General features: G+C 49.6%; 29 protein-coding genes and 1 pseudogene. 9 read left to right on the top strand and 21 right to left on the bottom strand.

The genetic code is table 11. The annotated features are described in order from the left end of the window. The first annotated feature begins 141 nt into the window (after positions 1-141). Positions 142-516, top strand: coding sequence for an HNH endonuclease (locus ACN0UH_RS16295; protein ID WP_417663041.1), 375 nt, complete (start codon positions 142-144; stop codon positions 514-516). Here the strand turns inward: ACN0UH_RS16295 and ACN0UH_RS16290 are convergent. From ACN0UH_RS16290 to ACN0UH_RS16235, 12 genes are all read right to left on the bottom strand, one after another. Continuing rightward, positions 511-1524 (bottom strand): tyrosine-type recombinase/integrase, encoded by a 1014-nt coding sequence (locus ACN0UH_RS16290; RefSeq protein ID WP_417663088.1) that lies wholly within the window; start codon positions 1522-1524, stop codon positions 511-513. The genes ACN0UH_RS16295 and ACN0UH_RS16290 overlap by 6 nt on opposite strands. Further along, positions 1524-2807, bottom strand: a complete 1284-nt coding sequence (locus ACN0UH_RS16285; protein WP_417663040.1) for a hypothetical protein — start codon at positions 2805-2807, stop codon at positions 1524-1526. The genes ACN0UH_RS16290 and ACN0UH_RS16285 overlap by 1 nt, the downstream gene beginning before the upstream one ends. A gap of 125 nt (positions 2808-2932) precedes the next feature. Then, complete coding sequence (locus ACN0UH_RS16280) at positions 2933-4231, bottom strand: zonular occludens toxin domain-containing protein (protein ID WP_417663039.1); 1299 nt, start codon at positions 4229-4231, stop codon at positions 2933-2935. A gap of 1 nt (position 4232) precedes the next feature. Further along, positions 4233-4595 carry a DUF2523 family protein gene (locus ACN0UH_RS16275; protein WP_417663038.1) on the bottom strand — a complete coding sequence of 121 codons (363 nt, stop codon included), beginning with the start codon at positions 4593-4595 and terminating at the stop codon, positions 4233-4235. 9 nt (positions 4596-4604) lie between these two features. Then, positions 4605-5957, bottom strand: coding sequence for a hypothetical protein (locus tag ACN0UH_RS16270; RefSeq protein ID WP_417663037.1), 1353 nt, complete (start codon positions 5955-5957; stop codon positions 4605-4607). Positions 5958-6090: 133 nt separating this feature from the next. After that, the gene (locus ACN0UH_RS16265; protein WP_417663036.1) at positions 6091-6342 is read right to left on the bottom strand and encodes a major capsid protein; all 252 of its coding nucleotides are present in this window, start codon (positions 6340-6342) and stop codon (positions 6091-6093) included. 5 nt (positions 6343-6347) lie between these two features. Beyond that, entirely contained in the window at positions 6348-6599 is a 252-nt protein-coding gene (locus ACN0UH_RS16260) for a hypothetical protein (protein ID WP_417663035.1), read from the bottom strand. Positions 6600-6799: 200 nt separating this feature from the next. Further along, on the bottom strand, positions 6800-7186 hold the full coding sequence (locus ACN0UH_RS16255) for a hypothetical protein (RefSeq protein ID WP_417663034.1): 387 nt from the start codon (positions 7184-7186) through the stop codon (positions 6800-6802). 429 nt (positions 7187-7615) lie between these two features. Beyond that, positions 7616-7978: a hypothetical protein gene (locus ACN0UH_RS16250; RefSeq protein WP_417663033.1), complete on the bottom strand. Its 363-nt coding sequence runs from the start codon at positions 7976-7978 to the stop codon at positions 7616-7618. 135 nt (positions 7979-8113) lie between these two features. Beyond that, a complete protein-coding gene (gene pflM / locus ACN0UH_RS16245) occupies positions 8114-8353 on the bottom strand; it encodes a lysogeny maintenance protein PflM (protein WP_417663032.1) in 240 nt (79 codons plus the stop codon). Between the two features lie 39 nt (positions 8354-8392). After that, positions 8393-8557, bottom strand: a complete 165-nt coding sequence (locus tag ACN0UH_RS16240; RefSeq protein WP_010489554.1) for an Arc family DNA-binding protein — start codon at positions 8555-8557, stop codon at positions 8393-8395. 5 nt (positions 8558-8562) lie between these two features. Then, positions 8563-8772, bottom strand: a complete 210-nt coding sequence (locus tag ACN0UH_RS16235) for a DNA-binding protein (RefSeq protein WP_417663031.1) — start codon at positions 8770-8772, stop codon at positions 8563-8565. A gap of 130 nt (positions 8773-8902) precedes the next feature. Here ACN0UH_RS16235 and ACN0UH_RS16230 point away from each other — a divergent pair, with 130 nt between their 5' ends. The 3 genes from ACN0UH_RS16230 to ACN0UH_RS16220 all read left to right on the top strand — a co-directional run bounded on the left by ACN0UH_RS16230 (position 8903) and on the right by ACN0UH_RS16220 (position 11017). Next, positions 8903-9172 carry a DNA-binding protein gene (locus tag ACN0UH_RS16230; protein WP_417663030.1) on the top strand — a complete coding sequence of 90 codons (270 nt, stop codon included), beginning with the start codon at positions 8903-8905 and terminating at the stop codon, positions 9170-9172. A 275-nt stretch (positions 9173-9447) separates the two neighbouring features. Further along, the gene (locus tag ACN0UH_RS16225) at positions 9448-10650 is read left to right on the top strand and encodes an acyltransferase family protein (RefSeq protein ID WP_417663029.1); all 1203 of its coding nucleotides are present in this window, start codon (positions 9448-9450) and stop codon (positions 10648-10650) included. Between the two features lie 100 nt (positions 10651-10750). Further along, a complete protein-coding gene (locus ACN0UH_RS16220; protein ID WP_417663028.1) occupies positions 10751-11017 on the top strand; it encodes a hypothetical protein in 267 nt (88 codons plus the stop codon). 266 nt (positions 11018-11283) lie between these two features. On the opposite strand, the gene ACN0UH_RS16215 is transcribed toward ACN0UH_RS16220, so the two are convergent. Beyond that, positions 11284-12282: an acyltransferase family protein gene (locus tag ACN0UH_RS16215; RefSeq protein ID WP_417663027.1), complete on the bottom strand. Its 999-nt coding sequence runs from the start codon at positions 12280-12282 to the stop codon at positions 11284-11286. A 496-nt stretch (positions 12283-12778) separates the two neighbouring features. On the opposite strand from ACN0UH_RS16215, the pseudogene ACN0UH_RS16210 reads away from it, so the two are divergent. The 3 genes and pseudogenes from ACN0UH_RS16210 to ACN0UH_RS16200 all read left to right on the top strand — a co-directional run. After that, positions 12779-12889 (top strand): annotated as a pseudogene (locus ACN0UH_RS16210) (Arc family DNA-binding protein); the annotation flags it as partial. Between the two features lie 75 nt (positions 12890-12964). Beyond that, on the top strand, positions 12965-13186 hold the full coding sequence (locus ACN0UH_RS16205; RefSeq protein WP_417663026.1) for a hypothetical protein: 222 nt from the start codon (positions 12965-12967) through the stop codon (positions 13184-13186). Positions 13187-13212: 26 nt separating this feature from the next. Next, the gene (locus ACN0UH_RS16200) at positions 13213-13746 is read left to right on the top strand and encodes a hypothetical protein (RefSeq protein ID WP_417663025.1); all 534 of its coding nucleotides are present in this window, start codon (positions 13213-13215) and stop codon (positions 13744-13746) included. A 250-nt stretch (positions 13747-13996) separates the two neighbouring features. On the opposite strand, the gene ACN0UH_RS16195 is transcribed toward ACN0UH_RS16200, so the two are convergent. The 3 genes from ACN0UH_RS16195 to ACN0UH_RS16185 form a co-directional block, all read right to left on the bottom strand. After that, the gene (locus tag ACN0UH_RS16195) at positions 13997-14644 is read right to left on the bottom strand and encodes a hypothetical protein (RefSeq protein ID WP_417663024.1); all 648 of its coding nucleotides are present in this window, start codon (positions 14642-14644) and stop codon (positions 13997-13999) included. Between the two features lie 105 nt (positions 14645-14749). Then, positions 14750-15637, bottom strand: coding sequence for a Kiwa anti-phage protein KwaB-like domain-containing protein (locus ACN0UH_RS16190; RefSeq protein WP_417663023.1), 888 nt, complete (start codon positions 15635-15637; stop codon positions 14750-14752). Between the two features lies 1 nt (position 15638). Then, a complete protein-coding gene (locus ACN0UH_RS16185) occupies positions 15639-16157 on the bottom strand; it encodes a hypothetical protein (protein WP_417663022.1) in 519 nt (172 codons plus the stop codon). 705 nt (positions 16158-16862) lie between these two features. On the opposite strand from ACN0UH_RS16185, the gene ACN0UH_RS16180 reads away from it, so the two are divergent. After that, positions 16863-17330 (top strand): cupin domain-containing protein, encoded by a 468-nt coding sequence (locus tag ACN0UH_RS16180; RefSeq protein WP_417663021.1) that lies wholly within the window; start codon positions 16863-16865, stop codon positions 17328-17330. A 146-nt stretch (positions 17331-17476) separates the two neighbouring features. Here ACN0UH_RS16180 and ACN0UH_RS16175 read toward each other — a convergent pair whose 3' ends face one another. Beyond that, entirely contained in the window at positions 17477-17734 is a 258-nt protein-coding gene (locus ACN0UH_RS16175; protein ID WP_417663020.1) for a DUF2790 domain-containing protein, read from the bottom strand. 327 nt (positions 17735-18061) lie between these two features. Here ACN0UH_RS16175 and ACN0UH_RS16170 point away from each other — a divergent pair, with 327 nt between their 5' ends. Then, positions 18062-18634, top strand: coding sequence for a nucleotidyltransferase family protein (locus tag ACN0UH_RS16170; protein WP_417663019.1), 573 nt, complete (start codon positions 18062-18064; stop codon positions 18632-18634). A 104-nt stretch (positions 18635-18738) separates the two neighbouring features. Here ACN0UH_RS16170 and ACN0UH_RS16165 read toward each other — a convergent pair whose 3' ends face one another. The 4 genes from ACN0UH_RS16165 to dapA all read right to left on the bottom strand — a co-directional run bounded on the left by ACN0UH_RS16165 (position 18739) and on the right by dapA (position 22503). Beyond that, positions 18739-18996, bottom strand: coding sequence for a DUF2790 domain-containing protein (locus tag ACN0UH_RS16165; RefSeq protein WP_417663018.1), 258 nt, complete (start codon positions 18994-18996; stop codon positions 18739-18741). Positions 18997-19490: 494 nt separating this feature from the next. Then, entirely contained in the window at positions 19491-20360 is an 870-nt protein-coding gene (locus ACN0UH_RS16160; protein ID WP_417663017.1) for a phosphoribosylaminoimidazolesuccinocarboxamide synthase, read from the bottom strand. Positions 20361-20488: 128 nt separating this feature from the next. Beyond that, on the bottom strand, positions 20489-21607 hold the full coding sequence (gene bamC, locus ACN0UH_RS16155) for an outer membrane protein assembly factor BamC (protein WP_417663016.1): 1119 nt from the start codon (positions 21605-21607) through the stop codon (positions 20489-20491). A 17-nt stretch (positions 21608-21624) separates the two neighbouring features. Further along, positions 21625-22503, bottom strand: coding sequence for a 4-hydroxy-tetrahydrodipicolinate synthase (dapA, locus tag ACN0UH_RS16150; protein ID WP_087516239.1), 879 nt, complete (start codon positions 22501-22503; stop codon positions 21625-21627). Positions 22504-22638: the final 135 nt, after the last annotated feature.

Raw genomic sequence — 22638 nt, 5'->3', positions numbered from 1 at the left:
TTAGGGCTGAAGATCGAATAAGTTTATTTCGCTGACCGATATTAGGTCGGTGCTTGGCCAGTCTTGCTTTCGCAGCTGGTACCGTCGCTGTCTCTTTTCGGAGCAGACGGACTTCCTTAATCATCAGGAGGCCGTGTGCCCATGAGTAACCTCAAAAACAAGCGCCTATCCGCATACAATCGCCAACAAGGTAAATGCTGCTACTGTGGCTTCTTGATGTGGATTGACACCCCAGACAAATTTGCTCTCGATCACAGACTATCCCTAGATCAAGCAAAGCACTTTCAATGCACAGCTGAACATTTGACTGCTAGGCAAGATGGTGGCGATAACTCTTCTGCAAATATTGCAGCAGCTTGTTCGCGGTGTAATCGCTTAAGGCATACCCGCAAGTACCCGTTAGACCCAATCGGCTATCAAAAACGAGTCCAAATGAAGCTTGATAAAGGCCGCTGGCTCACCCTACCGACAAAGGCTAGCTTGGTTCGTGGAAAGGTGGTTCAACTCAGTCTATGACGGCCAATTGCTGAAAAACACCGAGAAATCAGCCATAGGGCCGTACCTGATAGCGTCCTGCAGATGATCTGGAGCCAAGTGCGCGTAGCGCATGGTCATAGCCAAGGATGTGTGACCAAGGATTTTCTGGAGGGTCAAAATGTTGCCTCCGTTCATCACGAACCGGCTAGCAAACGTATGCCGGAGAACGTGCGAGGATTGCCCTGCTGGTAGGGGAATCTTTGAGGCAGCTAGGGTCTGGTCAAAGCTATTCAGGCAGTTTGACAACAAACCGTGTTGCTTGAAGTGGCTCAATATCTTTGCCTGTAAAACCGGGTCTATCGGGATTGACCTGGAGCGCTTGCCTTTGGTGTTGATGAACGTTACCAAACCATCACGCACCCTATCAGGCGTTAATGCCTGAACCTCACCCCAGCGACCACCAGTGGCCAAGCAGATAGCAGCAACCATTGCGACATGCGGTGTCTTGCAGCGTGAGTGGATCACTGAAAACAGGTGCTCGATTTGCTCCTGGGTAAGATAGCCCAGTTCCCTTTCTTGAAGCCTTAACGGCTTAACCCTAGCCAACGGGTTTGGGTAATCAATTTCCTCAAGCTGATACAGAACATTGAATACAGATCGCAGGTAGCCCAAGCGGTTGTTTAGAGTCTTCGGATTCGCACCCGCCTGCAGCATTGAAGTGCGGTATTGGGCGTATTGAGTACCCGTTAGCTTTATCGCAATTGGATTGCCAAGGGACTTAACCAGGTCATCCAGCAAACGACGCCGAGCCGGTCCATCTGCAAGGGTATGACTGTGCAAAATTGCCCAGCGCTCTACCAGGTCAGAAAGACGACGCCGGTCTTTAGGCTTGGGTGACCAGTCAGGCGTTTCAATCGCTTTATTTCTGCAAGTTGACTCAAAGCGTTGAGCCTCGCCCTTGGTCTTGAAATTTTTTCGATAACGCTTGCCCTTGATGGGTTCAACATCGACCCGCCAACGTCCATTTGGTAGTTGAGTTATCGCCATCAGACAGCTACGCCCCACCTAATAGTGCGCTCCTTTAGCAACTCCCTGATGTGCTGGTAGATCCCGTATTCAGTCTTGCCCTTCGCTGCGTAATGATCGCGAATTACTGGCCAGCACTCCCACTCTTGAAGGCTGGCAAAGGCTTTTTTTGCGCCAACACGCTCGCGAGCTAGAAGGCTAACCATGTTGCCGATAAATAGATCGACGTTCTTACCGCTAAAGCCGTTAGCCGTCTTGTGGTGGCGCTTGTAGGTGGTGTGCTCGACGAGAGAAGCAACAGGCACAGATACACGCACATCCTGACTAATCAGCGTCCAAAACGGGTTGTAGCAGCCAGGACGGTCAAGCAACCGGAAAGCTTCACAGCCATAGCGCCACAATCCGTCCAGGTGCGGGACTAATGCAGCATAGGTATGGCCGCCGATCACTTCCCCGGTGTGGACGTTGAGCGAACCCAGGGTGAATTGCTGGACAATTGAATGGTGATAGCGCAGCTCGATACGGGTTACATCTTGCCCTGGGTTGTAGTCATACTCGGGATCAGCTTCAAAAGGGTTATCAGAGGAGCGCCACACGCTTTCCCAATAGTCGAGTTTGTCAGTAGCTCGGGCTTGCTCGGTCTTGTTGTAGATACAGAGCTGCAGGCCACTAGCTGAGCCGAACATAGCCGTTTCACCCCGGCCATAAGTCGAACACTTGGTTGCCCAGCTCACCTCGTTGATACCGTTGATGCTGCGTTGTGTCCGGGCGCGGCAATGGAGCTTTGCTGCGATGTCGTCTGGCGGTGTCCAGCCCTGTACATCGAGTGCCAAGTGAACGGCACACTGGTTCTTTTCCATGACGTTCAGAACTGCCGTGGCAAAGGTATCCATGAGCTTTTGCAGTTCTCCATGATCACGCGCTTCAATAGCGTGCGGTGACACCTCGATTTTGAGATGTGGCCCAACACTGTCAGGCTTGGCGTTGAAATTCTTGATCAACAGAATGATGCCCAAGTCAGCATTTTGCAGCTTGTACTGGTAGCCAGAGTCACGCCCTACCCTGCCTTTGTGCCAAATCTCACCGGCAAACTCGACATAACCTGGTTCTTCGAACATTGGCAGAATTTCAGGACGCAAAACGCCCCGGTAATGCTGTCGCACGGTGTCCACACCACAGCGCAAGATTCTAACTTTCGACAGGTCAGTGAGCTTTGCGTCTGATGGGTCAATGAAAAGACGACTTGTAGCGTCTTCCTCAAACGTCATCGGTGCGACACGAAGCTGATGCTTTGGCTTAGCCATGGTTAAAACCTCTTATTGCTGGACAATGCGAAACTTAAATTTGTTTTATATGACGTGTTACAGGGACGTCACCGGCGCGGCCGCGTCGCTCTGGACCGAGCCGCTCCGCTCCGCGCCGGTTCCGTCTACCTGCTGTACGGCTTTTCATCACGTGACGTGTCCTGAATGATCGTTACGCGCGGCTGATTGAGCTCAAACCGCTGTTGAGCCGTTAGCTTGGGTTCGGGTTGGTTTTTGTTTTCACGCTTCTCTTGAGCAGCTAGGCGCTGTTGTGGGTCAGTACCTTGGCACATGGCAACGCCGCTCCAGTCATCCCGCCTAAGCTCGACGTAACACGGCGTGATCACCCGGATTTGATACCCAAGCACCCGCAAATCAACCGAGCTTTGAGGGAAGTAGAAGCCTTCTTCATCGAGCATGTGAAACAACACCAGCTCTTTGCCTTTTTCGTTGTGATAGCCGCTCATAGCCGCCTTAACAACGATGGTTTTGTTCCAAAAAGGGTGCGAGCCGGGTTTGTCTTTGGCTACATAACGAGGCTGATCAGTTTGACCAGGAGGAACATCATTGCCACCCACAGGAGCAGGCGCAGGAGTAATCGGCCCGTTAGTTTCAGGGGTGGCAGCAGCAAGCGTTTTAGTAGTGTTGTGAGCGAGGCCACCAGTGAACAGATCGCCGGCCCCGCCAGCGAAAATAGAATAGATAATGACGGCGATAAAACCCAAAAGGCCCAATATCTTAGGCGAGAGAAGGAGGTTTTTACCGGCTGAGGTATCACGGACAGTACCGGTCGAAGTCGAGTCATACAGCTTGAAAGTAGAGGCCGTAATCTTTTTGAGTTCGACGATGGATGATCCGTCGGTCTGGGGTTTGTTTTCTTGTGCATCGTGCATTGCCTCCTTGTAACGGCCCTTGATGCCGATCAGCCCGAGGTTGGCGTGTAGATAGGCTTTTTCGCAGGTCAGGCGGATGTCTTCACGGATGTAGCGAATATTGGGCGTGGTCAGGATCACGTCCCAGTTCCAATGCCGGTGGCGCGTCCAACCATCTAGCCAACTGGTTGGCCGGTCGGCTTCTTTGGCTTTTTCGATGCCGCCGGGAAAATCGAATTGCTCCAGGTCTCTTTCGCGCCACGACTTGGGGAACAAGATTTGAGTTTCATCGAAGATCAGGAACGCGCCTTTCGGCGCCCACATGAACCAACGACGAAGCTTTTCAAGGTCTTCAGTTGATTCCATCGAGAGGTTGATAACCTCAGTCGTTTTCGGGCAATCAGGGAAGACCTCATACACCCGGTCCAGCGTGAAGCCGCGGATGTTGGTAATGATGGTGCGGCCCTCTTTGATTGCCGGTATGGCATCGTCCTGCAGGGCACCGGAAGTCTTGTAGCTGCCGTTCGGGCCGTGGTGAATCTTGATCGACATATCAGCGGCCTATGAAGGGAATGAACTTCATCGCCCACCGGGTCGGTATGGCCGAAAAGATGATCGTTAAGGCTTCGGGTATGCGGAAAAACGAGAGCGTGTTACGCATGCCCTCGGGTATCAGGGAATAGGCGTTTTGCACTTCTTGAGTCACGCCTAGATCATCGAAAATATCCTGTACGACTTCGTAACCAATCTGAGCCGCAAAGATCATGCTTTTGAAGTAGGCGTAGATCAGCACCTTGGTCAAAAACACCATCACTTCTTTGATGAACAGGTAAATGCCTGTAGTCATCCAGTCCCAGAGGTACTGGATGAACTCATAGATGTGCGCGAAAAAATCGGTGATAAATGAGAAGTCCATAATTAGCCCTCAATCCCGAACAAAGATGATGTAGGCCGCGAGCAACGCAGCAAGGAAGAGAATCACTAGGCCGATGCCTGATAGTTCGTTGGCGTACTTACTCAGGCACAGCTCATACGAGGTGCCCATCACGACATAGGATTCACAGTAGAGTTGGCCACCAGAGCCGGAGAGGTTGAGGCTTGTAACCCCTTTGAATAGCTCGCCAAAATCATTGGTCAGGTCAGACAGTTCGGCTTTGGTGTCCTCGATCTTTTGATCCCACTCTTCAAGATCAAAAGTGCCACGCTCATTGGGGGCAACTGGCGCACCTGGTGTGTTTTCGGTTGAGCCGGTGAGTGCTTCACCAATGGCATCGAGCTTGTCGCCTAGAGCATCTTTGAGATCGCCAATGCTTTTGTTGGTGGCACCGGCTCCAGTGGCTTGTTTACCGCCGCCAACGACTACAGCGCCTGGAGCTTGTTCATCGTTGTTCGGGTTGCCGTCTGCGTTGCCGCCGTTATTGGGATGGTCTGGAGAGTCCTGGGCGATAACTTCCTGACTGTCTTTGTCGACACAGGTGTAAGTGCCCTTGACGTAGGAGCAGATGCGCGAGCCTGATTTAGGGATGCATTGAAAGGTGCCTTCACCAGCACCGAAGACACCGCAGGTGTCCGATTCGTTATTGCAGTAAGCCCCACCATCGTAAGTGCCGCAGGCAGGGTTTTTGGTGCTTTGGCAAATCGTATGTGCACCGTACTTGGTGCAGGTCAGATCAGGGTCATCGGTAGGCGTCGGCACGGCCTGATCTTCGGGTATTTCCTCCGAGCCCTCGCCCGCTTCTTCACCAGTGGATTCAAAAGAAGCTACACAGAACGTATTGGCGGGGTCGTTGTAATCGGGATATGCCTTGAAGTAGCCGCCATAACGTTTGCGATACTCGCAACCATCAATGGAAATGGTGGTGCTGGTGGTATAGCTGCCAGTCCCTTTGTCGTAGGTACACTGAACATTTGCAGCAATGCCAGTACCGAGTTCGGGACACTCTTTAGGAGTTTCACATTTGCCATTTGCCGGGTTGTACACACCGGAATCACAGCCGTCACCACCGCGAAAGGTGATGTAGAAGGATGTTGGAAACCATTTGCCCTCTGCATCCGTATGACCACAGTAAAAGGATGTTTCGCTTTTACGTGCCCCCAGTGACCATGTTTCACCGGAGACGGTTAAGGTTTCACACGCATCAGCAGGTGAGGAATAAGGATAAGGTCCGCCCGAGCCGGTTTTGGGCGCCGACCACATATAGGGTGCTGCGTGTGCAGTACTGGCTGTGAAAGCCAGAAAAAGCAGTATGACTTTACTGATTTTTTGAATGCACAACATGGTTGAAACCTAGTTTTGAAGTGATAAAAAAAGGGGCCTTTCGACCCCCGTCCTCACAGGTACTCGGCACTGCGAATGCCTTGGACAAAGGCGCTCGCAACCAGAACGCCGAGTAGCAAAGACCAGATCATCGTTAGATCTTTTTCACGACAGCGATCACGATGCCCACGACCACCAATGCAGCGACGGCAGCAATGACGGACTGACCGACAGTCAGCCCATCAGTCTCAGCCGCCTTGATCGCCGTTTCGACGGCAGCGGTATCGATTGCAAAGGCGCTGTTTGCGGCAACAGCACCGACCAGACCGATGCAGGCGTTGCGAGGGTTGAGGGAACGACCGAAGGCCGAAGCGGTTTTTTGCAGGTTTACTTTGAGTTGATTCATTGGACTTACCTTTTTAATTTTCGGAGTTGTGAAATAACCAGCCCCACCCCGAAACCGGCCACGAACAGCGAAAGCGTGCCCAAGAAGCCGATACGAAATAGTTCTGGTGAGAAGCCACCCTGTAGAAGCAGATCAAGTTGACCCGCCGCCTCAGGTGGCAGCACATAGCCTTGAATCCATTCAAACGATGAGCAGGACACGGAGTTGTCAGCGTTGGTTGTCCAGGTGCGGCACGCTTGGATGAATTCAGTAGCCATGTTCAGAACGGTTCCTGTGCAGGAGGATCGACAGGAACCGAGTATTCAAAGCAAACAGGGCAAACCGTGTAGTGAGGCGGCACGCTCAGATCGGATAACCAATCGACTTGATCAGCGGGTTGGTTATGGAGCTGGCCCATATCCCCGCCGCAGAGGTCACAGAAGATGCGGTCGACTATCAGCACGGTCATGCTCTCCGATTAGTTGGCTTTTGCCGGGTCGGATGGTTTGGCCGTGCCAGTGTTGGACGGGGTTGGGGTTGGTGTTGGGGTCGGTGCAGAACGAGTGCCGGGTTTTTCTACGGCCTCGATGTGGACAGCAAGATTGTTGCCTTTCTGTTTGCCTGCACGGGCAACCTCGAAGGTGATGCGCACTTGTTGCAGCGGATCAAACTGAGAACCGGCGGCGAACACTTCATCAGAGACTTCGTTAGGCACGTCCATGCTGACAATGGACAAACCGTTTTCAGTAATGCCGTCGGGTTCATCGCCGTAGAACACCTTGACGATCTTTACATCGTTGCCGTTCTGGCTGAATGCCAGTTTCTGAGTGCCGAGAAATGCAACTTCCATAGTTGAACGAGCCATGTGTATTACCTCTCTAAATTGCGCTTGATTGCGCGGTTTTGCCTTTCTTCGGGCTGAGTTTTCCCGCACCGGATAACTTTCAGTTTTTCCGGTGGGTGGCTTTCAGATCGAAGCGGCGTTTGTGTTAAGTCGCTAAATTCGTGGGTTGCTGGTTAAGCGTTCAGGGTCAACATCGTCGGAGTCGTCTAAGCAATGCCTTAACCTTGGGCATGGAATTACATGACCCACCACCGAGGCGACTGAACACTGCCTTAAGCCTGGAAAGCGAGAAGCGGGTTGAACAGTGAAGGGAGTTGTCACGACCGCGTAACAGTCCGAGCCAGTCGCGCAGGACAAACCGCGCAATATTGCTCAGCGCCAAGATGCCTAACGCGCAAATCAGGATGATCTGCATGATGCCCAGGACGTGATAGAGGTTATAAACGCTCATTAGTTGGCACCTTGCTCAGACACGCTGCATGCCTGCATAGCCTTGTAAATTGACTCGTCTAATGCGCCTGAAAACTCATTCAACCCTTGCTCAACACCTATTAGCGAAACAAGGGCAGCGGCTACGCAACCGAGCGTGAAGGGAATCGTCCAGTGCCAGAGCAATTCCACTAAATAACGGGCTGTGCGGAAGTCGAACTTTGATTGAGCTGGCTCAAACTGTTGCGGGTCTGCTGGGCTTGATTTCCAGCAGATCAGCCAACTGCGAAGAACGAAGCGCCATAGCCGTTGTGGAAAGCCAAACAGTAAAGAACCCAGCAAAATGCCAACGAAGAACCACGGAACAAAAGAGTAAGCAGTCATCGTGTAATCGCCCATACAAAGCCGAGGTTGATGGTTACGCAGGTGCTGACAATTGCCAGCTCAGTCCACGTTATGCCCGTTCCCCAAAAGGTCATTGGTTAAGCCCCATGTTGGAACGTAAGGCACCGGCTTGCCCTAGTCGTAGATAACGCTCCAATACTTCGGAGGTCGGTTGCTGGGCGTGTGTTTCGCGCATTTGTAAGCCGTCTGGCAGTACCAGCGGCCATTGACGAGATACGGCAGCCCATGGGGTTTGCAGTCGTTGCAGGGTGTGGACTGGTAGAGTGCGGGCTTTGCCATTTCGGCCAGTGTCCAACATACAGAGCAGGCGCAGTTCTCGGCGTGGGGTTGATGCAGGTAGCGGTTGAGCGTCATAGCGCATGCCCTCCCCTGGTCGTCCGTTGGTGATGTTGATCACTGGGCGTCCTCCTGACTTTGTTTAACCTGGGCAAAGCTGGCTTCAAGACGAATGATTAGCTCTGCATTTATAGAGCGGCGTGATGCCTTTGCGGCTTGTTCCACCTGGGCACGTAGTGCAGCGGGTAAACGGAGCTTTAATTGGGCGTCTAGGCGGCTCATTTGGGCTAGTCCTCTTCGCAGAGCTGTTGCGTGAGCAACGCGACATTGACCATCAGGCGTTTGCCGACTTTGCGGCTAGGCAGGTAGTCGCGCTCTAACCAGGTGCGAACCACAACAGGCTCATGCCCCATGCCGATCCACTCGGCAAATGCCTGCCAAGGCATTAAAGGTGGCGGGCCGATCAGTTTTTGATTGTCTGGCACTTCCGTATCCATTCGCTTTAATCCACTATGTTCAGCAATGATCCGAAGGCAGCTCGGGGCAATTGTTTCTCTCGGGGAAAATATAACCCTGCCGTGGTGCAAGGGCAATAGCTTCCCCTGAAAAAAGTGAAAAAACCTTTTTATGACGACATCCGCAGACAGAGCACGAGCCTTGATAAAAAAGCTCGGGCCAAAAAAAGCCAGTGAATTGGGGAACGGCGATCACGACAGATGGAAGAGCGTGAGTAAGGGAGCCGTAAGGGTCACGACAGATGAAATTGACGTTCTGGTTAAGGCTTATCCGCAATATGCCTTGTGGCTTGCTAGTGGAGAAGTTGCGCCAGAATCAGGGCAGACAAGCCCTGAATACGATGAAGCGAACCGAAACTTGAGCCAACCCAACGCGGGATAGCGATCACAAAAAAAGTAACTAGGCGCTGGTACGCCCGTAGAAAGGACTCTAAAGATGACTAAAGCTCTTAAAACAGTAGAAGCTGTACTTATTTCACAAACAACTTTGGTCAGCTACCAGCCTAAAGACTCAACCAAGAGTAGATGAAGAAAATATTAACCTTGCCGATGGCGACATTGGTATTAAAAAGATAAACCATAAAGCCTTAAGGAAAATATGAAACAATTAAAACAAATAAATGCCATACATAAAAAAGCTACTCAAAGAGACGCTAAATGAGCCAAGTTAGCATCACTCCTGTATTCCTTATATTAATTGCAACATGGATGACAATGTCTTATGCCAGCAAGTGGATAAAGACACACACATCAGAATCAAGGTTCGGTTCAATTGACGGACTACGTGGATATTTAGCACTTTTTGTTTTTATGCACCACTCTATAATCTGGTATTTCTATTTAAATACCGGAAAATGGGCAGTTCCACCCTCAAACATTTACACGCATTTTGGACAGACTAGTGTTGCTCTATTTTTTATGGTTACGGGCTTTTTATTTACTAACAAAATAATTGAAAACAAAATCACCCCGATAGACTGGCTAAGGGTAATAGTTTCGCGAGTTTTACGGCTAACTCCTTTATACCTATTTGCAGTAACAATATTGTTTATCGTAGTAACCATTGCAACTAAAGCCGTACTAAATGTCACTTACAGCAAATTAATAATTGATTGCGTTAAATGGGTGTTTTTTACAATTCCTGGTGCACCTGACCTTAACGCCCTAAAACACACAACAATGGTTGTTGCCGGCGTGGTGTGGACACTACCATTTGAATGGTTTTTTTACCTTTCACTTCCTTTACTTGCAATGTTGCAGGGTCAAATACCAAAAGCACGCTATATCATATTCAGTGCTGCATCGCTATATATAATAACCAGATTCTTTTCACCTGCAACAATATTAATTATTCCATTTTTCGGAGGAATAATCGCTGCATATTTTGCACGATTGGAAATCTGTAAAAAATCTTCCAAGCACTGGATCTCATCAACTTTAGCAACAGCATGCTTAGTATTAGTAGTCACAGTATACCCAACAGCATACGGCTACCCTCAATACATACTTATAACTATATTTTTTATATTTATATCTTCCGGGAATGACTTGTTCGGGGTACTAACGCTTAAGCTATCCAGAACCCTAGGAGAGCTGACATACAGCATATATCTTTTACATGGCTTAGTTCTCTATATCTCCTTTAACCTCATCGGATACAACACAGCCACATCACTGTCTACAGTTTCATACTGGGCATTTATTATTTTTCTCACACCACTCATGTTAAGCCTAAGTATCTGGACATTTATATACATTGAACGACCTACATACTCTCTCACTTCGCCCATCACAAAAAAACTACGATCATTATTACACCGACTCAAGGCTTATCAATCGAAACCAAGAATAACTTTATAACTGGCACTATAAATAAAAACAATATAACTCTAACTAAAGCAAATAGTACCAGCATTAGAAATAGTGCCTTGGACTGTCGAAAAAGTGTCGAAATCACTGCATGAAAATGCAGATTTTTGCGAGATTGGCAGTAACACAAAGCCCATACAGCGGGGCTTTGCAAGCTAATGCAGCGGTCAAAGAGGGGTTCAAATCCCTATCTTCCCGCCACTATTCAATACTTAAGCCCCTGAAATTCCTAGAGTTTCGGGGGCTTTTGTTTTTCTGGACACGCAACGTGTCGAAAAAGTGTCGAAAAGATGCAATGCCGGCAATTCAACATGATGCTGGATATGCACATGGGATTGCTGGTGGCGCTGCATCGTAAGCGACCTATCCATTCTGCGACTTTGGTTACCTTGCGGATTTTGCTGCTAGGCTGAACTAATAGAGGTACAAACAACTGTTTGGTGCCATTTCTATTTAAACGTGGTCTGTTCCCTATTGTTGCTAGACCGTTACCGAAGGCCCCGCTGGTGACTCTGGACAGTCCAGACGTCGAGGCAACCAGCACGGAAATCTGGATATAGGAGGCAATGTCAAAGCCGTAGGATCTGTCATGGATGGCGGCGGCAACTCCAACCACCACGCCCATTAAGCTGCAGTTTCGCCGCCCGGCACTTGACCCACTCCATACTTCGCGCCGGCCCTTAGCGCGTGCCGAAGCTTCAAAGCCGGCCGCTCGACGTAGTAGTAAGAAACGCCGCTTAGCAGGAACGACAAGAGCAACACCGCCGCAACAATATGGCTGTCGTAAGCGACCGGCCAGAAACCCCGCAGAAAATACATCACCACGAAGTGATTCAAGAATACGCCGTAGCTGATGTTCCCAAGGAATTCATCAATCCGGTGAAACTTGAGTTTCGCCAGTAAAAACACGGCGGGCACGCCCAGCGCTATACCGACGGTTACCTCGGCGTTGAAAGGGCGACGCTCGATCAACCCCGCCATAATCGCCACAAAAAACAATGCGGCCGCCACGGCGGTGCCCGTAGCGATCGCTAAGCCCTTGGCCTGCGGTTTGTAAAGGTAGCTGCCGCACAGGAACATAAACAGGACGCCCGGCAGCAAACGGTAGCCGTACAGATCGGTGTTGATGAACCCAAGGCACGCGGCCATGAAGACGGCGACGGACAAGGCGAAGGCAACGCCCCTCGCCCTGTAGATGATCAGGAAAGGGATCACCAGGTAGAAGCACATCTCAAGCCCGAGCGACCAAGCCGGCGGCAAGATCTCCACCCCAGCCGCGCCGAACATGTAGAAACCGAGGGGCACCATAGGCAGGCTTGAAGCGATAGTTCTAAAGGTCAATTCGGCCGCTTGAGGCGTTCCTGGCAGCAGAAAATAAATCACCAAGCAGGAGGCAATGAAGTAGAAAAGGAACTGAGGATATAGACGCAAGGCCCTGTCCAGGTAGAACAGGCCAACTTTTTCCGGCGCCTTGTAGTTGCGCTCGATCAGCGAGGTCATTACGAAGCCGCTGATGATCAGGAAGGAAATCACGGCAACCACGCCAGGATTTAACCCCACGAACGTTTTGCCCATATGAGAAACAGCGACCAGAACGGCCAAAAGCAGACGAAAAGCTCCCACTTACCCCCCAAAAGTCTTTGTAGTTATGGCGCGTAAATTACGATGCTTTGCGCCCGGAGAACAGGCTTTTTCTCCGCTCCGGTATTTTCCTCATCCTCTTTAAACTCGATTAAAAGCCGCCGCCAAGCCACTTTCGCATGATGGGCGCATGACGACGCCCATTCCCTACTGGCTGACCACTCCCTAAGCCTGATAGGAGGACCTTCATTTATGCCGGAAAACGGTAAGCATAGTGTAGTGGTCAACTAATCTCAGACACGGTTTTAAGTTTTTCCTCTGCGGTTGCTGGAGCCAAACCATCGTTAAATTGATGAGGGCGGATCCAGCTGTAGTGATGCATCAGGTATTGGCCTGTAGTGGACGATCATGACCAGCTGCTTTCGGCCAAAGCTGACTTCATCAGTAAACTCACTCATACGATATAGTCTTAAAAATATCTCTGAAGCCTTTTCCTAGACAATAGTAGACAATAGGGGACAGACCACGTTTATTCTAAATCCCAACTAGAAACCGTGGTCTGTCCCCTATTGTTCAAGCTGAGCAAGCAGCGAAGAATTCTGGCCGATCATTAAATTCAGAATTGGTCGGTAGGATCGAAGCCAGCTTTCTAGGAGACTCGTCCTCGGAAAGCCTGATACCCGCAGATAGAGCACGTGAACTTGCACTGATGGCCAGAAGTGGCATGCCAGACGAGATACGCAGGCGTGTTATTGCAGAGATTGGCAAGTCTATAAGAGTGGGACACAGCGAAGCTTTCGTTAGCCTCGAGGACTTGAACTTAGACTTCGGCATTCCCGACAAAGAGCTTGAAGAACTTCAGAAGGGAATAATTGAAGAGCTGGAGAAAGCCGGTTATCGAGTAAAGTGGGACGATATAACGACTATTTCTATTGAGTTTAAGTAGCTCGTCAATAAAAATGAAATAGCTAAATGCTGGTACGCCCGAGGGACAAGGGAGAGAAAGAAATGAAGGCTGACTGGAACGATGCCCCAGACTACATACGGACAAGGGCACGTAGGGGAAACACAAAAGGACTGATCATAGCCGGTGTGATCGGAACCTGCGTGACGCTAGGAGGGCTTGCCTTTACCGACTCAGACCGAATAGGCGACTTGGCAAAGAACTTCACGAACCCAAACTACGTAAGACCTACGCCCGACTACGAGAAGCAGCGCAACAGAAGCGAAATCAGCGACTCCAAAAACTGGGATCGAGTCGTAGAACAGCAGGCAAGGCGTGATCAAGTCCGTGAAACAGTGACCATCACCCCACTGCCTCACAACGAACCAGAATCCACCCAGGTTAAACAAGTTTCCTTTAGCGACCGAAACTACGTACCACGCGGTGCCGATAACGTTTTGAAATTCGAAGACCCCAACATACCGATAGAAGCACCAAAGCCCCCTGAGAGAACGAAAATAACAATCGTTGAGACAATAGGGGACAGACCACGTTTATTCTAAATCCCAACTAGAAAACCGTGGTCTGTCCCCTATTGTTCATAACGTAGTGCCCGCAACAAAACCTCTTCCGAAAGAGATCGAAAAACTCAAAAGGCCAAAAGAAATCGTTGTTGTGAGTAAAGAGACACGGATTAGGGACTACTGCCCGTATAAGGAAGGAAGCCTTGAGCATAGAAACTGTAAAATGCGAGCTGACTTAAATTCGCGAAACAAGTATTAAATAACACAAACGCCCAACAGACCAATAAACTCAATGCAAGTCCAGAATTTCTAAATAGGCGTTACTAAACTCCCTATCTAAATCAGATACTGCACGATAGTTTGTAACTGCAATTGTTAGAGAAAGCCCAGATAGCTTACTCAATATATTTTCGCTTTCCTCTTTCCTCTTTAGCGCATTCTCAATATCCGTATCGATATCAAGTTTTGAATGTTGAATCTTTTTTTCTAAAAGATAATTACTCGACTGAATTGAACGATCAATAATTGTTTGATACAGTCCAATTTGCTGCGCTATAACAGATAAAATTATTTGCTTATAAGAGGCGACCTTATCACTTTCCGAAGAGGCTAGAGCATGAGAGAACTGGCTCTCTTGACTCTTTAAAACTTTATCTTGAACCTCATAGATTCTTATGAATTCATCAGACTGCATTTGCAGCATAGTTCTCTGCAACCGTATAGTAATAACTATTGCAACCAAGGTAACAAATGAAATTACTGGAGAAAAAACACCCCCAAAGAACCCTCCTAAATTTGACCAATTATTGGACTCACTAGATAACGCCCCGCTAAATGTTCGAGTATACAAATACACACATACACAAAAACCTATAAACACTCCTCCAACAAACACATACAAAAGGAACTCTAAAGGATCTTTTCTTTTCTCACTCATAGACAGTATAAACCAATAATAAACAAAAATATAAACCGCATGGACAGACTACGGTTTTGTGCAGATTGAATTCAAAGACAACCTGCCCCATATTACTATGATAAGCTACCGCACTCGTTTCGAGTTAGTCAGATAGTCACTACCACTTAGAGGACCTTTATATATATCCTCAAGTAAAAAATGCAAAACCTCCTTTAACTCTCTCTTATTAACTGGCAACATTATTGCCCCATTATTTACTACAACAGGTAAATCTGGAAAGTTTGCAGCAGCAGTTGAAATATCATTGACCGAGTAACTGTCGAGTATACCTAGGCTTTTTATAGTATGGACCATCTTCCTCACTTGCGAGTCAGCCTTAGATATAAAATCAGCCAAGTCAACTATCTCTATAGACCCATGCCCTGCCATCTCAGTTAAGTCGTCATCAGTAGCTTCTTTGTAATAGTCTGTCAGATCAAATACTATACGTGCATTATGAAAGCTTTTAAATTTAGTTTTATTACCCTCTATTACAGCTACCAACTTATTATCCACAGTAAATATATCGTCTGTAGACTTTACAAATACATTACCAGTTTGCATTTTTATGAGAGGCAGCTGACTTAAAGAAAGTGCTTGACGCGAAGAAAATTTTTGTAAATAAACCCTAGTCAACCCACCCGTTGTTACACCTGTAAACAGCGCTTTTATTGGCTCATTTATAAAATTAGATATAACCAAATTTGAAAATGAAGTTACATTAGCATTAATTGCATCAATCATAATTTGAGACTCAGCGACAGAGTCTAGAACTAGAACCTCATCATCATCTGGCTTCCAGTCACCATTGAAGGGCACTTCTGTACTCACCCCTCTTTCGAAAGCAACACGTTGATCTTCAAATATCTGAATAAGCTCGGTTTGAAGAGACTGATTTACTCCAATACGCTTAACCTGAGAATTACCGTTATCATCTTTGATAAACGCAAAAAAATTCTGTTGTGCTGGCATTTTAATCCTCGACGTCGATAACTATATATTCTGTTAGCTGAGCTGCTATTAATGGCGAACTAGCGCGCCTTAACTCTTTCTTTGTGATAAGTACATAAGTCACCCCTTCTGGAGTTCCCACTTTATAAAAATGCCATTTCATAACACCCAAAAGCGGATTAAAATGATAACTATATCCAGTAGATGTTATAATAGCGAATATAATCAATGTCGGAACCCACACCATCCAGTTGAGCGCACCAAAACTCGAAGTAAATAACGGCAACAAATAGAGCAGTAAGAAACCCATATTCTCACGATCAGCTGCCTCTACCGTTGAAACAGAAAAATTAAAATGCTCCAAGTTTTTTTTTGCATATCTAAGCATCCATATACATATCAAAACCAGAGTTAAAGATGCCGCAACTGCTAACCCTGAAAAAATGTGATCCCCATTAAACCAAGCCACCCATGCATATGTTAACCCCACGGGGGCTATGGAAGTGCTTGTAAGTAACACTTTTGCAACCGAACTTAACACCTCCCCTCCTCCTTGCACTCGAATTACAAGTTATAGTGAACAGCACACCAATAGCAAATTAACGTATTAAATTTTTCTAACAATAATAATTTTCGTACAACCAAGCTGTACTAATAAATATCTCTCAAGGAGCCGCCCTACAACTATAGGTCACCGCTTCGCATAAAATAGAAACTCTCATCACCAAAATGGCAATGTGCCACACTCCACTTACGAAGACTAGGCAACAAAAGTCTATGTGTCGAAAAAGTGTCGAAATCACTGGCTATAAATGCACAACATTGACCAGCTTGATGAAAGCGAAAGCCAGAGAATGACTGGCTTTGACTGAAATAGGTCAACAACGGACAGTGTTGAAAACGGGTTAAAATCCCCACCTTCCCGCCACTATTCAAAAGGCTCCAGAGGTTTTCGCCTCTGGAGCCTTTTTCGTTTCCGGGGCTTTTGGGGGAAATTTTGGGGAATGGATTTACCGGGGCTACCATTTTTGTTTACCCCGCCACCTTGTCCTTGCCTACTTCGAATAGCACTGCAGGCTTAGCTTCGTCACAAGAACAAAGCAATCAACCTGTCCTTCCCCGCCAGGGTAAGGAAATACCGAACGTCTGGAACTGAAGGCAAATTGAAGGCAATATGGCCGGGCCTGCGATAGCATAGGCGACTGAACCCACGGATGATGTTTTGACTTTACAAGGAATGTACTCAATGAAAGCTGCTTCTATAATTGCGACCTGTGTGCTCGCTCTTTCACCCGCAATCGTATTCGCTTCCGGTTGCCCCATAGGCAAGGAAGGACCAACCCCGTTTAAGCCAATCACTGAAAACAGCGGTTCGCTCGACGTGCAAATCTACAGCCAAACCGACCTCGGCAGCGAAGCGATCAAGGCAGAGGGCTGGCATTTCCGCGCACGGACAATCGTTTTCGGTAAGGATGCTGTGGCTCAACTTCATTCCCACGATAAGCGCCCCGAGACTGCGGTGATGAAGCACGGCACGGTAACGGTCTACGAAGAGAACTGCACTGTCAGCTATGAGATGAAAGAGGGTGATGTCTACCAGTCTGGCCACGGCGACGCCCATTGGGTGGTCAATAAAAGTGGCGCACCTGCTGTCATGTTTGTGGTTGACCTTGTGAGTAAAGATACCTTCCCGGGATCCCACGACAAGATGTAAGACGGCCAAGTGTTTGCGCAGTCGATTAACTTAGATAGTTGCGCTCACCCAATCTCGGCTGGATTAACACTTGGTTTCGATCCTATGGGGTCAAACAAAAATGCAGAACGCCTGGCGTTCTGCATTTTTTTGTAGCCGCACATGGCTTAACCCGAAGAGTCTGCACCACCAAGCTGGAGAAACTGCAGTTTGTGCACTTTACCCTGGCTGTCTTGGTACACCATGATGACCGGGACCACGCCGCGTAGCTCGCTGACGTCAGTCAAGGAAATAACTTTGGCCACATCCAGCTTGTTACCGTATTCGTACTGAACAGGATTGATGTCATCAATGTTGTTGGCGTTGGCAAAGGCTACTGGGGCCAAGCTCAATAATATTGCTGCAAGGGCGGTAGTCGCTTTCATCTGGTTAACTCCTGAGTCCATTCATTGGGTGTTGCTAAACCGGTCCTTGTGTTGCCACCTGAGCACCGGCTTGCTCTGATTGCTGGTTACGGGTTTATAGAGTCGAGTGGCTATTTGAAATTACAGAAGAAGCTTTCAAAGGCGATGACCGGTAATAGCAACAATCCAACGACCTGTTTTTCCCAGTCAGCCCCGATATTTGGCGCTAGCTGTAAACGCGTAATAGGCCCCACCTCGCTAAGCTCGGTCGAATTTAGCGTGAATAGCGCAGCTCACGATTGCTGCGACTCTTAATCATCGAGGACCACCCCGAGCAAGGCGCAGCTAATGGACAATGCATCAAAACTCCAAGCATTACTTGCATCTGACCCCTTACGCTGGCGCCTGCTGGAAGTTGTGCACTCCTTGGCTTTACCCGATTGCTGGATAGCTGCGGGCTTTGTCCGAAACGCTGTTTGGGATCACTTGCACGGCCGCGCGCCGGGCATGGTCTCAACCGATATCGATGTCATTTGGTTTGATCCGCTGCGCTGCTCGCATGAGGAGGACAAAGCTCTGGAGGCCAGACTGCGCAAGCTGGATGCGTCGGTTAGCTGGTCTGTGAAAAACCAAGCGAGGATGCATGTTCGCAACGGCGATGAACCTTACCTGTGTGCAACCCAGGCCATGAACTTCTGGCCAGAAACCGCAACGGCAATCGCGGTAAGGCTGGGCAAGGACAAATCCTGCGAAATTGCAGCGCCCTTTGGGCTCGATGATCTATTTGGCTTGGTGCTCAGGCACACAGGGCGGTTTGCTGGAGAAAAAAATGCCATCTATCAAGAGCGCTTGAAAACCAAGAACTGGCTGGCGACATGGCCTTTGCTTGAGCTTGCATCAAACCCGTCCAATGCCGGCTAGGCACAAACAAAGACCAGACACTGGGCGCGGCTTAAACAACAGGCATAAAAAAACCGGAAGCAAAGCGTACTGACGTTTGGCTTCCGGTTGTAGTTGCTCATGGTTTAACCCGATGAGTTTGCGCCGCCAATCTGAAGGAACTGCACCTTGTGCACATTACCCACGCTGTCTTGATACACCATGGTGACCGGAACTACGCCGCGTTGCTGGCTGACATCGGTCAACGAAATCACTTTTGCCACATCAAGTTTGGCGCCGTATTGGTATTGGACTGGATCAACTTTTGCGGCACTGCTGGTGCTGGCGAATGCAGCCGGGGCCAAGCTGAGTAATGCTGCTGCGAGGGCAATGGAAGCTTTCATCTGGGTCACTCCTGAGTTAATTCAATGGGTCATGTTCAAGCTTCTACCGGGCCGGTCCAGGTATTCTGGCCTGTGGGTTGTGGCTGGTAGTTGCTGGGTACGGGATTAGTTAAACACCCGTGGGTTCGCCAGAGAAATTGACTTGATTGGTACTAAATATTAGCGCGATAAATAGTTTCAGGTAATCGTCCCAAAACTATCTATAGAGACTGAATATAAATATTCCTGCGAGTCATAAGCCGTGCAAAGCGCTAACAACGCGACTGCACTGAGTTTCTCTGTACTGCTAGATAGAGTCGGGCCTGCGCCAGACATTACAAACCGACGCTATCCGCAGCAGGTATATTCATAGGCTCGACGCCTATCAGCGCACAGTTCCATGCCAAGGAAAGGCTCTAGCGCGAAAGGTTCAGGTTATCGAGCAGTGTGCTACGTTGTGCCAAAAGTCGCCCACAAAAAAGGCGCCGCAGCGCCCTTTTTGACCGATTAAGCCATTAAGCCGTCAGCTTGGTCAGTGCTTCGCGGTATTTGTCGGCGGTCTTTTGCGCAACATCCGCCGGAACCGCTGGCGCAGGAGCCTGTTTGTTCCAGCCGGTGGATTCTAGCCAATCGCGTACGAACTGTTTGTCGAAGCTTGGTGGATTGCTACCTTCGACGTAGCTCTCGGCTGGCCAGAAGCGGCTTGAGTCAGGAGTCAGCACTTCATCCATCAAGGTTAGCGTGCCGTCTTCATCGAGGCCGAACTCAAACTTGGTGTCAGCGATGATGATGCCGCGCGTGGCTGCATATTCAACAGCAGCGCTGTACAGGGCGATGGCGGTGTCACGTACTTTAAGCGCCAGTTCGTCGCCGATGATGGCTTGGCATTGCTCAAACGAGATGTTCTCGTCGTGGTCACCGACAGCGGCCTTGGTCGATGGTGTAAAGATAGGCGCAGGCAGCTTGGACGCTTCTTTCAGGCCAGCGGGCAGTTGAATACCGCAGATAGTGCCGCTGCTTTGGTATTCCTTCCAGCCAGAACCAACGATATAGCCACGTACGATCGCTTCAACAGCCACAGGTTTTAGGCGCTTGGCAACGACTGCACGACCTTCCACTAACGGCAATTCAGCAGCGCTAACGACGTCCTCGACCTTGTCGCCGGTGAAGTGGTTAGGAACCAAGCCCGCGAGCTTGTCGAACCAGAAATTTGAAATCGAGGTAAGGATTTTACCCTTCTCTGGGATCGGCTCATCGAGGATGACGTCAAACGCTGAAAGGCGGTCGGTCGCAACCATCAACATACGCTTATCATCAATTTCATAGAGGTCGCGGACTTTACCTGAGTAGATTTTTTTCAGGCTGAGGGTCGCAGGCATAGTCATGTCGGAGTTTCCGTCTTAAACAAACGAAACAGGCGAAACACGGGGTTTCGCCTATCGGTTTCATGCGGGCTGCGCGTGCAGCCTTGCGCGATGTCCAAACCACCTGACCTGAATCAGGTGGTATCGGTTTAACCCAGGTTGTCCTGAATCAAGCCGAGGATTTTGCGCGATACGTCTTCGGGTGCAACTGTATTGATGTCTTTATCAACCGACACTTGAACACTGTCACCCACTGTTGTCAGGCGTACCTGATAACGTTCGGCACGTGCATCGATTTCTTCTTGATCAGGTTCGCTGCTAAACAAGCTACTGAAGAAGCCCGGCTTCTCTTCTTTGGTTTTGGAACCTTCCGCGAGGTTGACGTAGTAAACACCCAGGCTGCGATTGAGGTCGTCGATACGTACATCCGCAGAATCCAGCGAACGGCCAACACCAGACCAAGCACGGTCGAAGTCCGAACCGAGGGTCAGGATTGGGTTGCCGTTACCGTCTTGCGACATGCTCACACGGCTTGGTGTGTCGTAGTCACGCGCGGCCAGCAGTGAAACCGAGCCACCTTGCTCGGAGCTACGCGCCATGCTCACCAGCATTTCATCAAGCAAAGCGGCATCGAGGCTTTCGTTGATGCTTTTCTCGGTGAAGGCCACATCGGCAGTGCTACCCGCAGGGCGCTCAGCACTCACGACGAAAATTTCACTTGTATTACGCTGCACGCCTGGCTCGATACGGACACGAACACGGGTTTCTGCATCGGGGGTCGAACCGGAAACGCGAGTGCTCAGGCGACGAGCCATAGCGGCGGAGAGATCACCAAAACGCTGCCAGTCGGTGGTGAATTCGCCGGTTTGCGGACGCTCGTCGGCAATACGAAAGCCATTCGACTCATAAAACTGGCGCGCCACTGGCCAGACTTCAGCAGGCACACGCTGAGCAACAATCCAACGTGAAGCGCCACTCTTCTGCAGGCTAAATTCACTGGCATCCGCCTGAACTTGCAACTGTTGAGGGCGCGGTACGTCGTATTCGCCTTCAACGTTTTCCGTAGCAACTTGCGGCGGAATAGGTAGCAGTGGGTCCAGCGGTTTGCTGTGAACATCGGCTGGCAGCTGCATAGGTGCAGTCTGACGAGCGTTCAGGTAATCGCTTCCACGATCACGAAAATAACCATCTTCACCCCAAATCCAGCCGCAACCGCTGGTGCTGGAGATAATCAAGGCAAGTGTTGTAAGTCCGGCCAGTCGCTTCATGCGTTGTAATTCCTCAATTAAACCAATACGCCGCACTGGCGCAGGGCCTGACGCAGCGGCTCATGACAACGCGGGCTGAGCCAGGTCAGAGGCAGACGGATACCGTCTGGCATCATGCCCATCTCGTGCAGTGCCCACTTGACTGGAATCGGGTTTGATTCAATAAACAGGTTCTTGTGCAGCGGCATCAAACGGTCGTTGATGGCACGCGCGATAGCCGCTTCACCACGCATTGCAGCTGCGCACAGGTCGCTCATGGCGCGCGGCGCAACGTTGGCGGTGACCGAAATATTGCCTTTGCCGCCCAACAGCATCAGTTCAACCGCAGTGGCGTCGTCGCCGGAATAAACCAGGAAATCTTTGCTGACGCGATCAATCACGTCTTTTGCTCGCTGCAAATCACCAGTGGCTTCTTTGATACCAATGATGTTGTCGATCTTCGACAGACGCTCAACAGTCTCAGGCAGCATGTCGCAGACCGTACGGCCCGGCACGTTATACAGAATCTGCGGAATGGCGACGGCTTCAGCGATATGCCGGAAATGCAGGTACAAGCCTTCCTGGGTCGGCTTGTTGTAGTAAGGCGTGACCAGCAGGCAGGCGTCTGCGCCGACGTCTTTGGCGGCGCGGGTGAGTTCTACTGACTCACGCGTGGAGTTGCCGCCAGTGCCGGCGATCACTGGGATGCGCCCCGCTACCTGATCAACAACGCGGCGGATCGCCTCAATGTGCTCAGACACTTCCAACGTCGCCGACTCACCCGTGGTGCCGACCGCGACGATGGCATTGGTGCCTTCTTGCAGATGGAAATCCACCAGTTTGCTCAGGCTATCCCAGTCGAGATCACCTTGTGCATCCATAGGAGTGACCAGTGCCACCATACTGCCCGCAATCATGCAACCGCTCCTGCCGAAAAAAGAGAGCCGTAATGGTACTGGCGCTATGAGCCTTGCACAAGCAAAGCGCAAGCGTTACCGGCAAGTGGATACAACTCAATCAGGATTACAAACCGTTTTGCCAGGTTTTGCGCG

It is taken from the genome of Pseudomonas sp., from assembly GCF_048265905.1.
Classification (GTDB): domain Bacteria; phylum Pseudomonadota; class Gammaproteobacteria; order Pseudomonadales; family Pseudomonadaceae; genus Aquipseudomonas.
The sequence above is the reverse complement of the archived record's forward strand: the minus strand, read 5'-3'. Positions and strand labels throughout refer to the sequence as shown.

Bases quoted from the DNA above. Each gene is read 5' to 3' on its own strand.
- ACN0UH_RS16230 (WP_417663030.1), top strand. From the start codon at position 8,903: ATGACGACATCCGCAGACAGAGCACGAGCCTTGATAAAAAAGCTCGGG.
- pflM (WP_417663032.1), bottom strand. From the start codon at position 8,353: ATGACGCTCAACCGCTACCTGCATCAACCCCACGCCGAGAACTGCGCC.
- dapA (WP_087516239.1), bottom strand. From the start codon at position 22,503: ATGATTGCGGGCAGTATGGTGGCACTGGTCACTCCTATGGATGCACAA.
- ACN0UH_RS16165 (WP_417663018.1), bottom strand. From the start codon at position 18,996: ATGAAAGCTTCCATTGCCCTCGCAGCAGCATTACTCAGCTTGGCCCCG.
- ACN0UH_RS16275 (WP_417663038.1), bottom strand. From the start codon at position 4,595: ATGGACTTCTCATTTATCACCGATTTTTTCGCGCACATCTATGAGTTC.
- ACN0UH_RS16285 (WP_417663040.1), bottom strand. From the start codon at position 2,807: ATGGCTAAGCCAAAGCATCAGCTTCGTGTCGCACCGATGACGTTTGAG.
- ACN0UH_RS16260 (WP_417663035.1), bottom strand. From the start codon at position 6,599: ATGGCTACTGAATTCATCCAAGCGTGCCGCACCTGGACAACCAACGCT.
- bamC (WP_417663016.1), bottom strand. From the start codon at position 21,607: ATGAAGCGACTGGCCGGACTTACAACACTTGCCTTGATTATCTCCAGC.
- ACN0UH_RS16250 (WP_417663033.1), bottom strand. From the start codon at position 7,978: ATGACTGCTTACTCTTTTGTTCCGTGGTTCTTCGTTGGCATTTTGCTG.
- ACN0UH_RS16295 (WP_417663041.1), top strand. From the start codon at position 142: ATGAGTAACCTCAAAAACAAGCGCCTATCCGCATACAATCGCCAACAA.
- ACN0UH_RS16240 (WP_010489554.1), bottom strand. From the start codon at position 8,557: ATGAGCCGCCTAGACGCCCAATTAAAGCTCCGTTTACCCGCTGCACTA.
- ACN0UH_RS16175 (WP_417663020.1), bottom strand. From the start codon at position 17,734: ATGAAAGCGACTACCGCCCTTGCAGCAATATTATTGAGCTTGGCCCCA.
- ACN0UH_RS16235 (WP_417663031.1), bottom strand. From the start codon at position 8,772: ATGGATACGGAAGTGCCAGACAATCAAAAACTGATCGGCCCGCCACCT.
- ACN0UH_RS16225 (WP_417663029.1), top strand. From the start codon at position 9,448: ATGAGCCAAGTTAGCATCACTCCTGTATTCCTTATATTAATTGCAACA.
- ACN0UH_RS16255 (WP_417663034.1), bottom strand. From the start codon at position 7,186: ATGGCTCGTTCAACTATGGAAGTTGCATTTCTCGGCACTCAGAAACTG.
- ACN0UH_RS16190 (WP_417663023.1), bottom strand. From the start codon at position 15,637: ATGCCAGCACAACAGAATTTTTTTGCGTTTATCAAAGATGATAACGGT.
- ACN0UH_RS16280 (WP_417663039.1), bottom strand. From the start codon at position 4,231: ATGTCGATCAAGATTCACCACGGCCCGAACGGCAGCTACAAGACTTCC.
- ACN0UH_RS16270 (WP_417663037.1), bottom strand. From the start codon at position 5,957: ATGTTGTGCATTCAAAAAATCAGTAAAGTCATACTGCTTTTTCTGGCT.
- ACN0UH_RS16170 (WP_417663019.1), top strand. From the start codon at position 18,062: ATGGACAATGCATCAAAACTCCAAGCATTACTTGCATCTGACCCCTTA.
- ACN0UH_RS16195 (WP_417663024.1), bottom strand. From the start codon at position 14,644: ATGAGTGAGAAAAGAAAAGATCCTTTAGAGTTCCTTTTGTATGTGTTT.
- ACN0UH_RS16160 (WP_417663017.1), bottom strand. From the start codon at position 20,360: ATGACTATGCCTGCGACCCTCAGCCTGAAAAAAATCTACTCAGGTAAA.
- ACN0UH_RS16290 (WP_417663088.1), bottom strand. From the start codon at position 1,524: ATGGCGATAACTCAACTACCAAATGGACGTTGGCGGGTCGATGTTGAA.
- ACN0UH_RS16205 (WP_417663026.1), top strand. From the start codon at position 12,965: ATGCCAGACGAGATACGCAGGCGTGTTATTGCAGAGATTGGCAAGTCT.
- ACN0UH_RS16265 (WP_417663036.1), bottom strand. From the start codon at position 6,342: ATGAATCAACTCAAAGTAAACCTGCAAAAAACCGCTTCGGCCTTCGGT.
- ACN0UH_RS16200 (WP_417663025.1), top strand. From the start codon at position 13,213: ATGCTGGTACGCCCGAGGGACAAGGGAGAGAAAGAAATGAAGGCTGAC.
- ACN0UH_RS16180 (WP_417663021.1), top strand. From the start codon at position 16,863: ATGAAAGCTGCTTCTATAATTGCGACCTGTGTGCTCGCTCTTTCACCC.
- ACN0UH_RS16220 (WP_417663028.1), top strand. From the start codon at position 10,751: ATGAAAATGCAGATTTTTGCGAGATTGGCAGTAACACAAAGCCCATAC.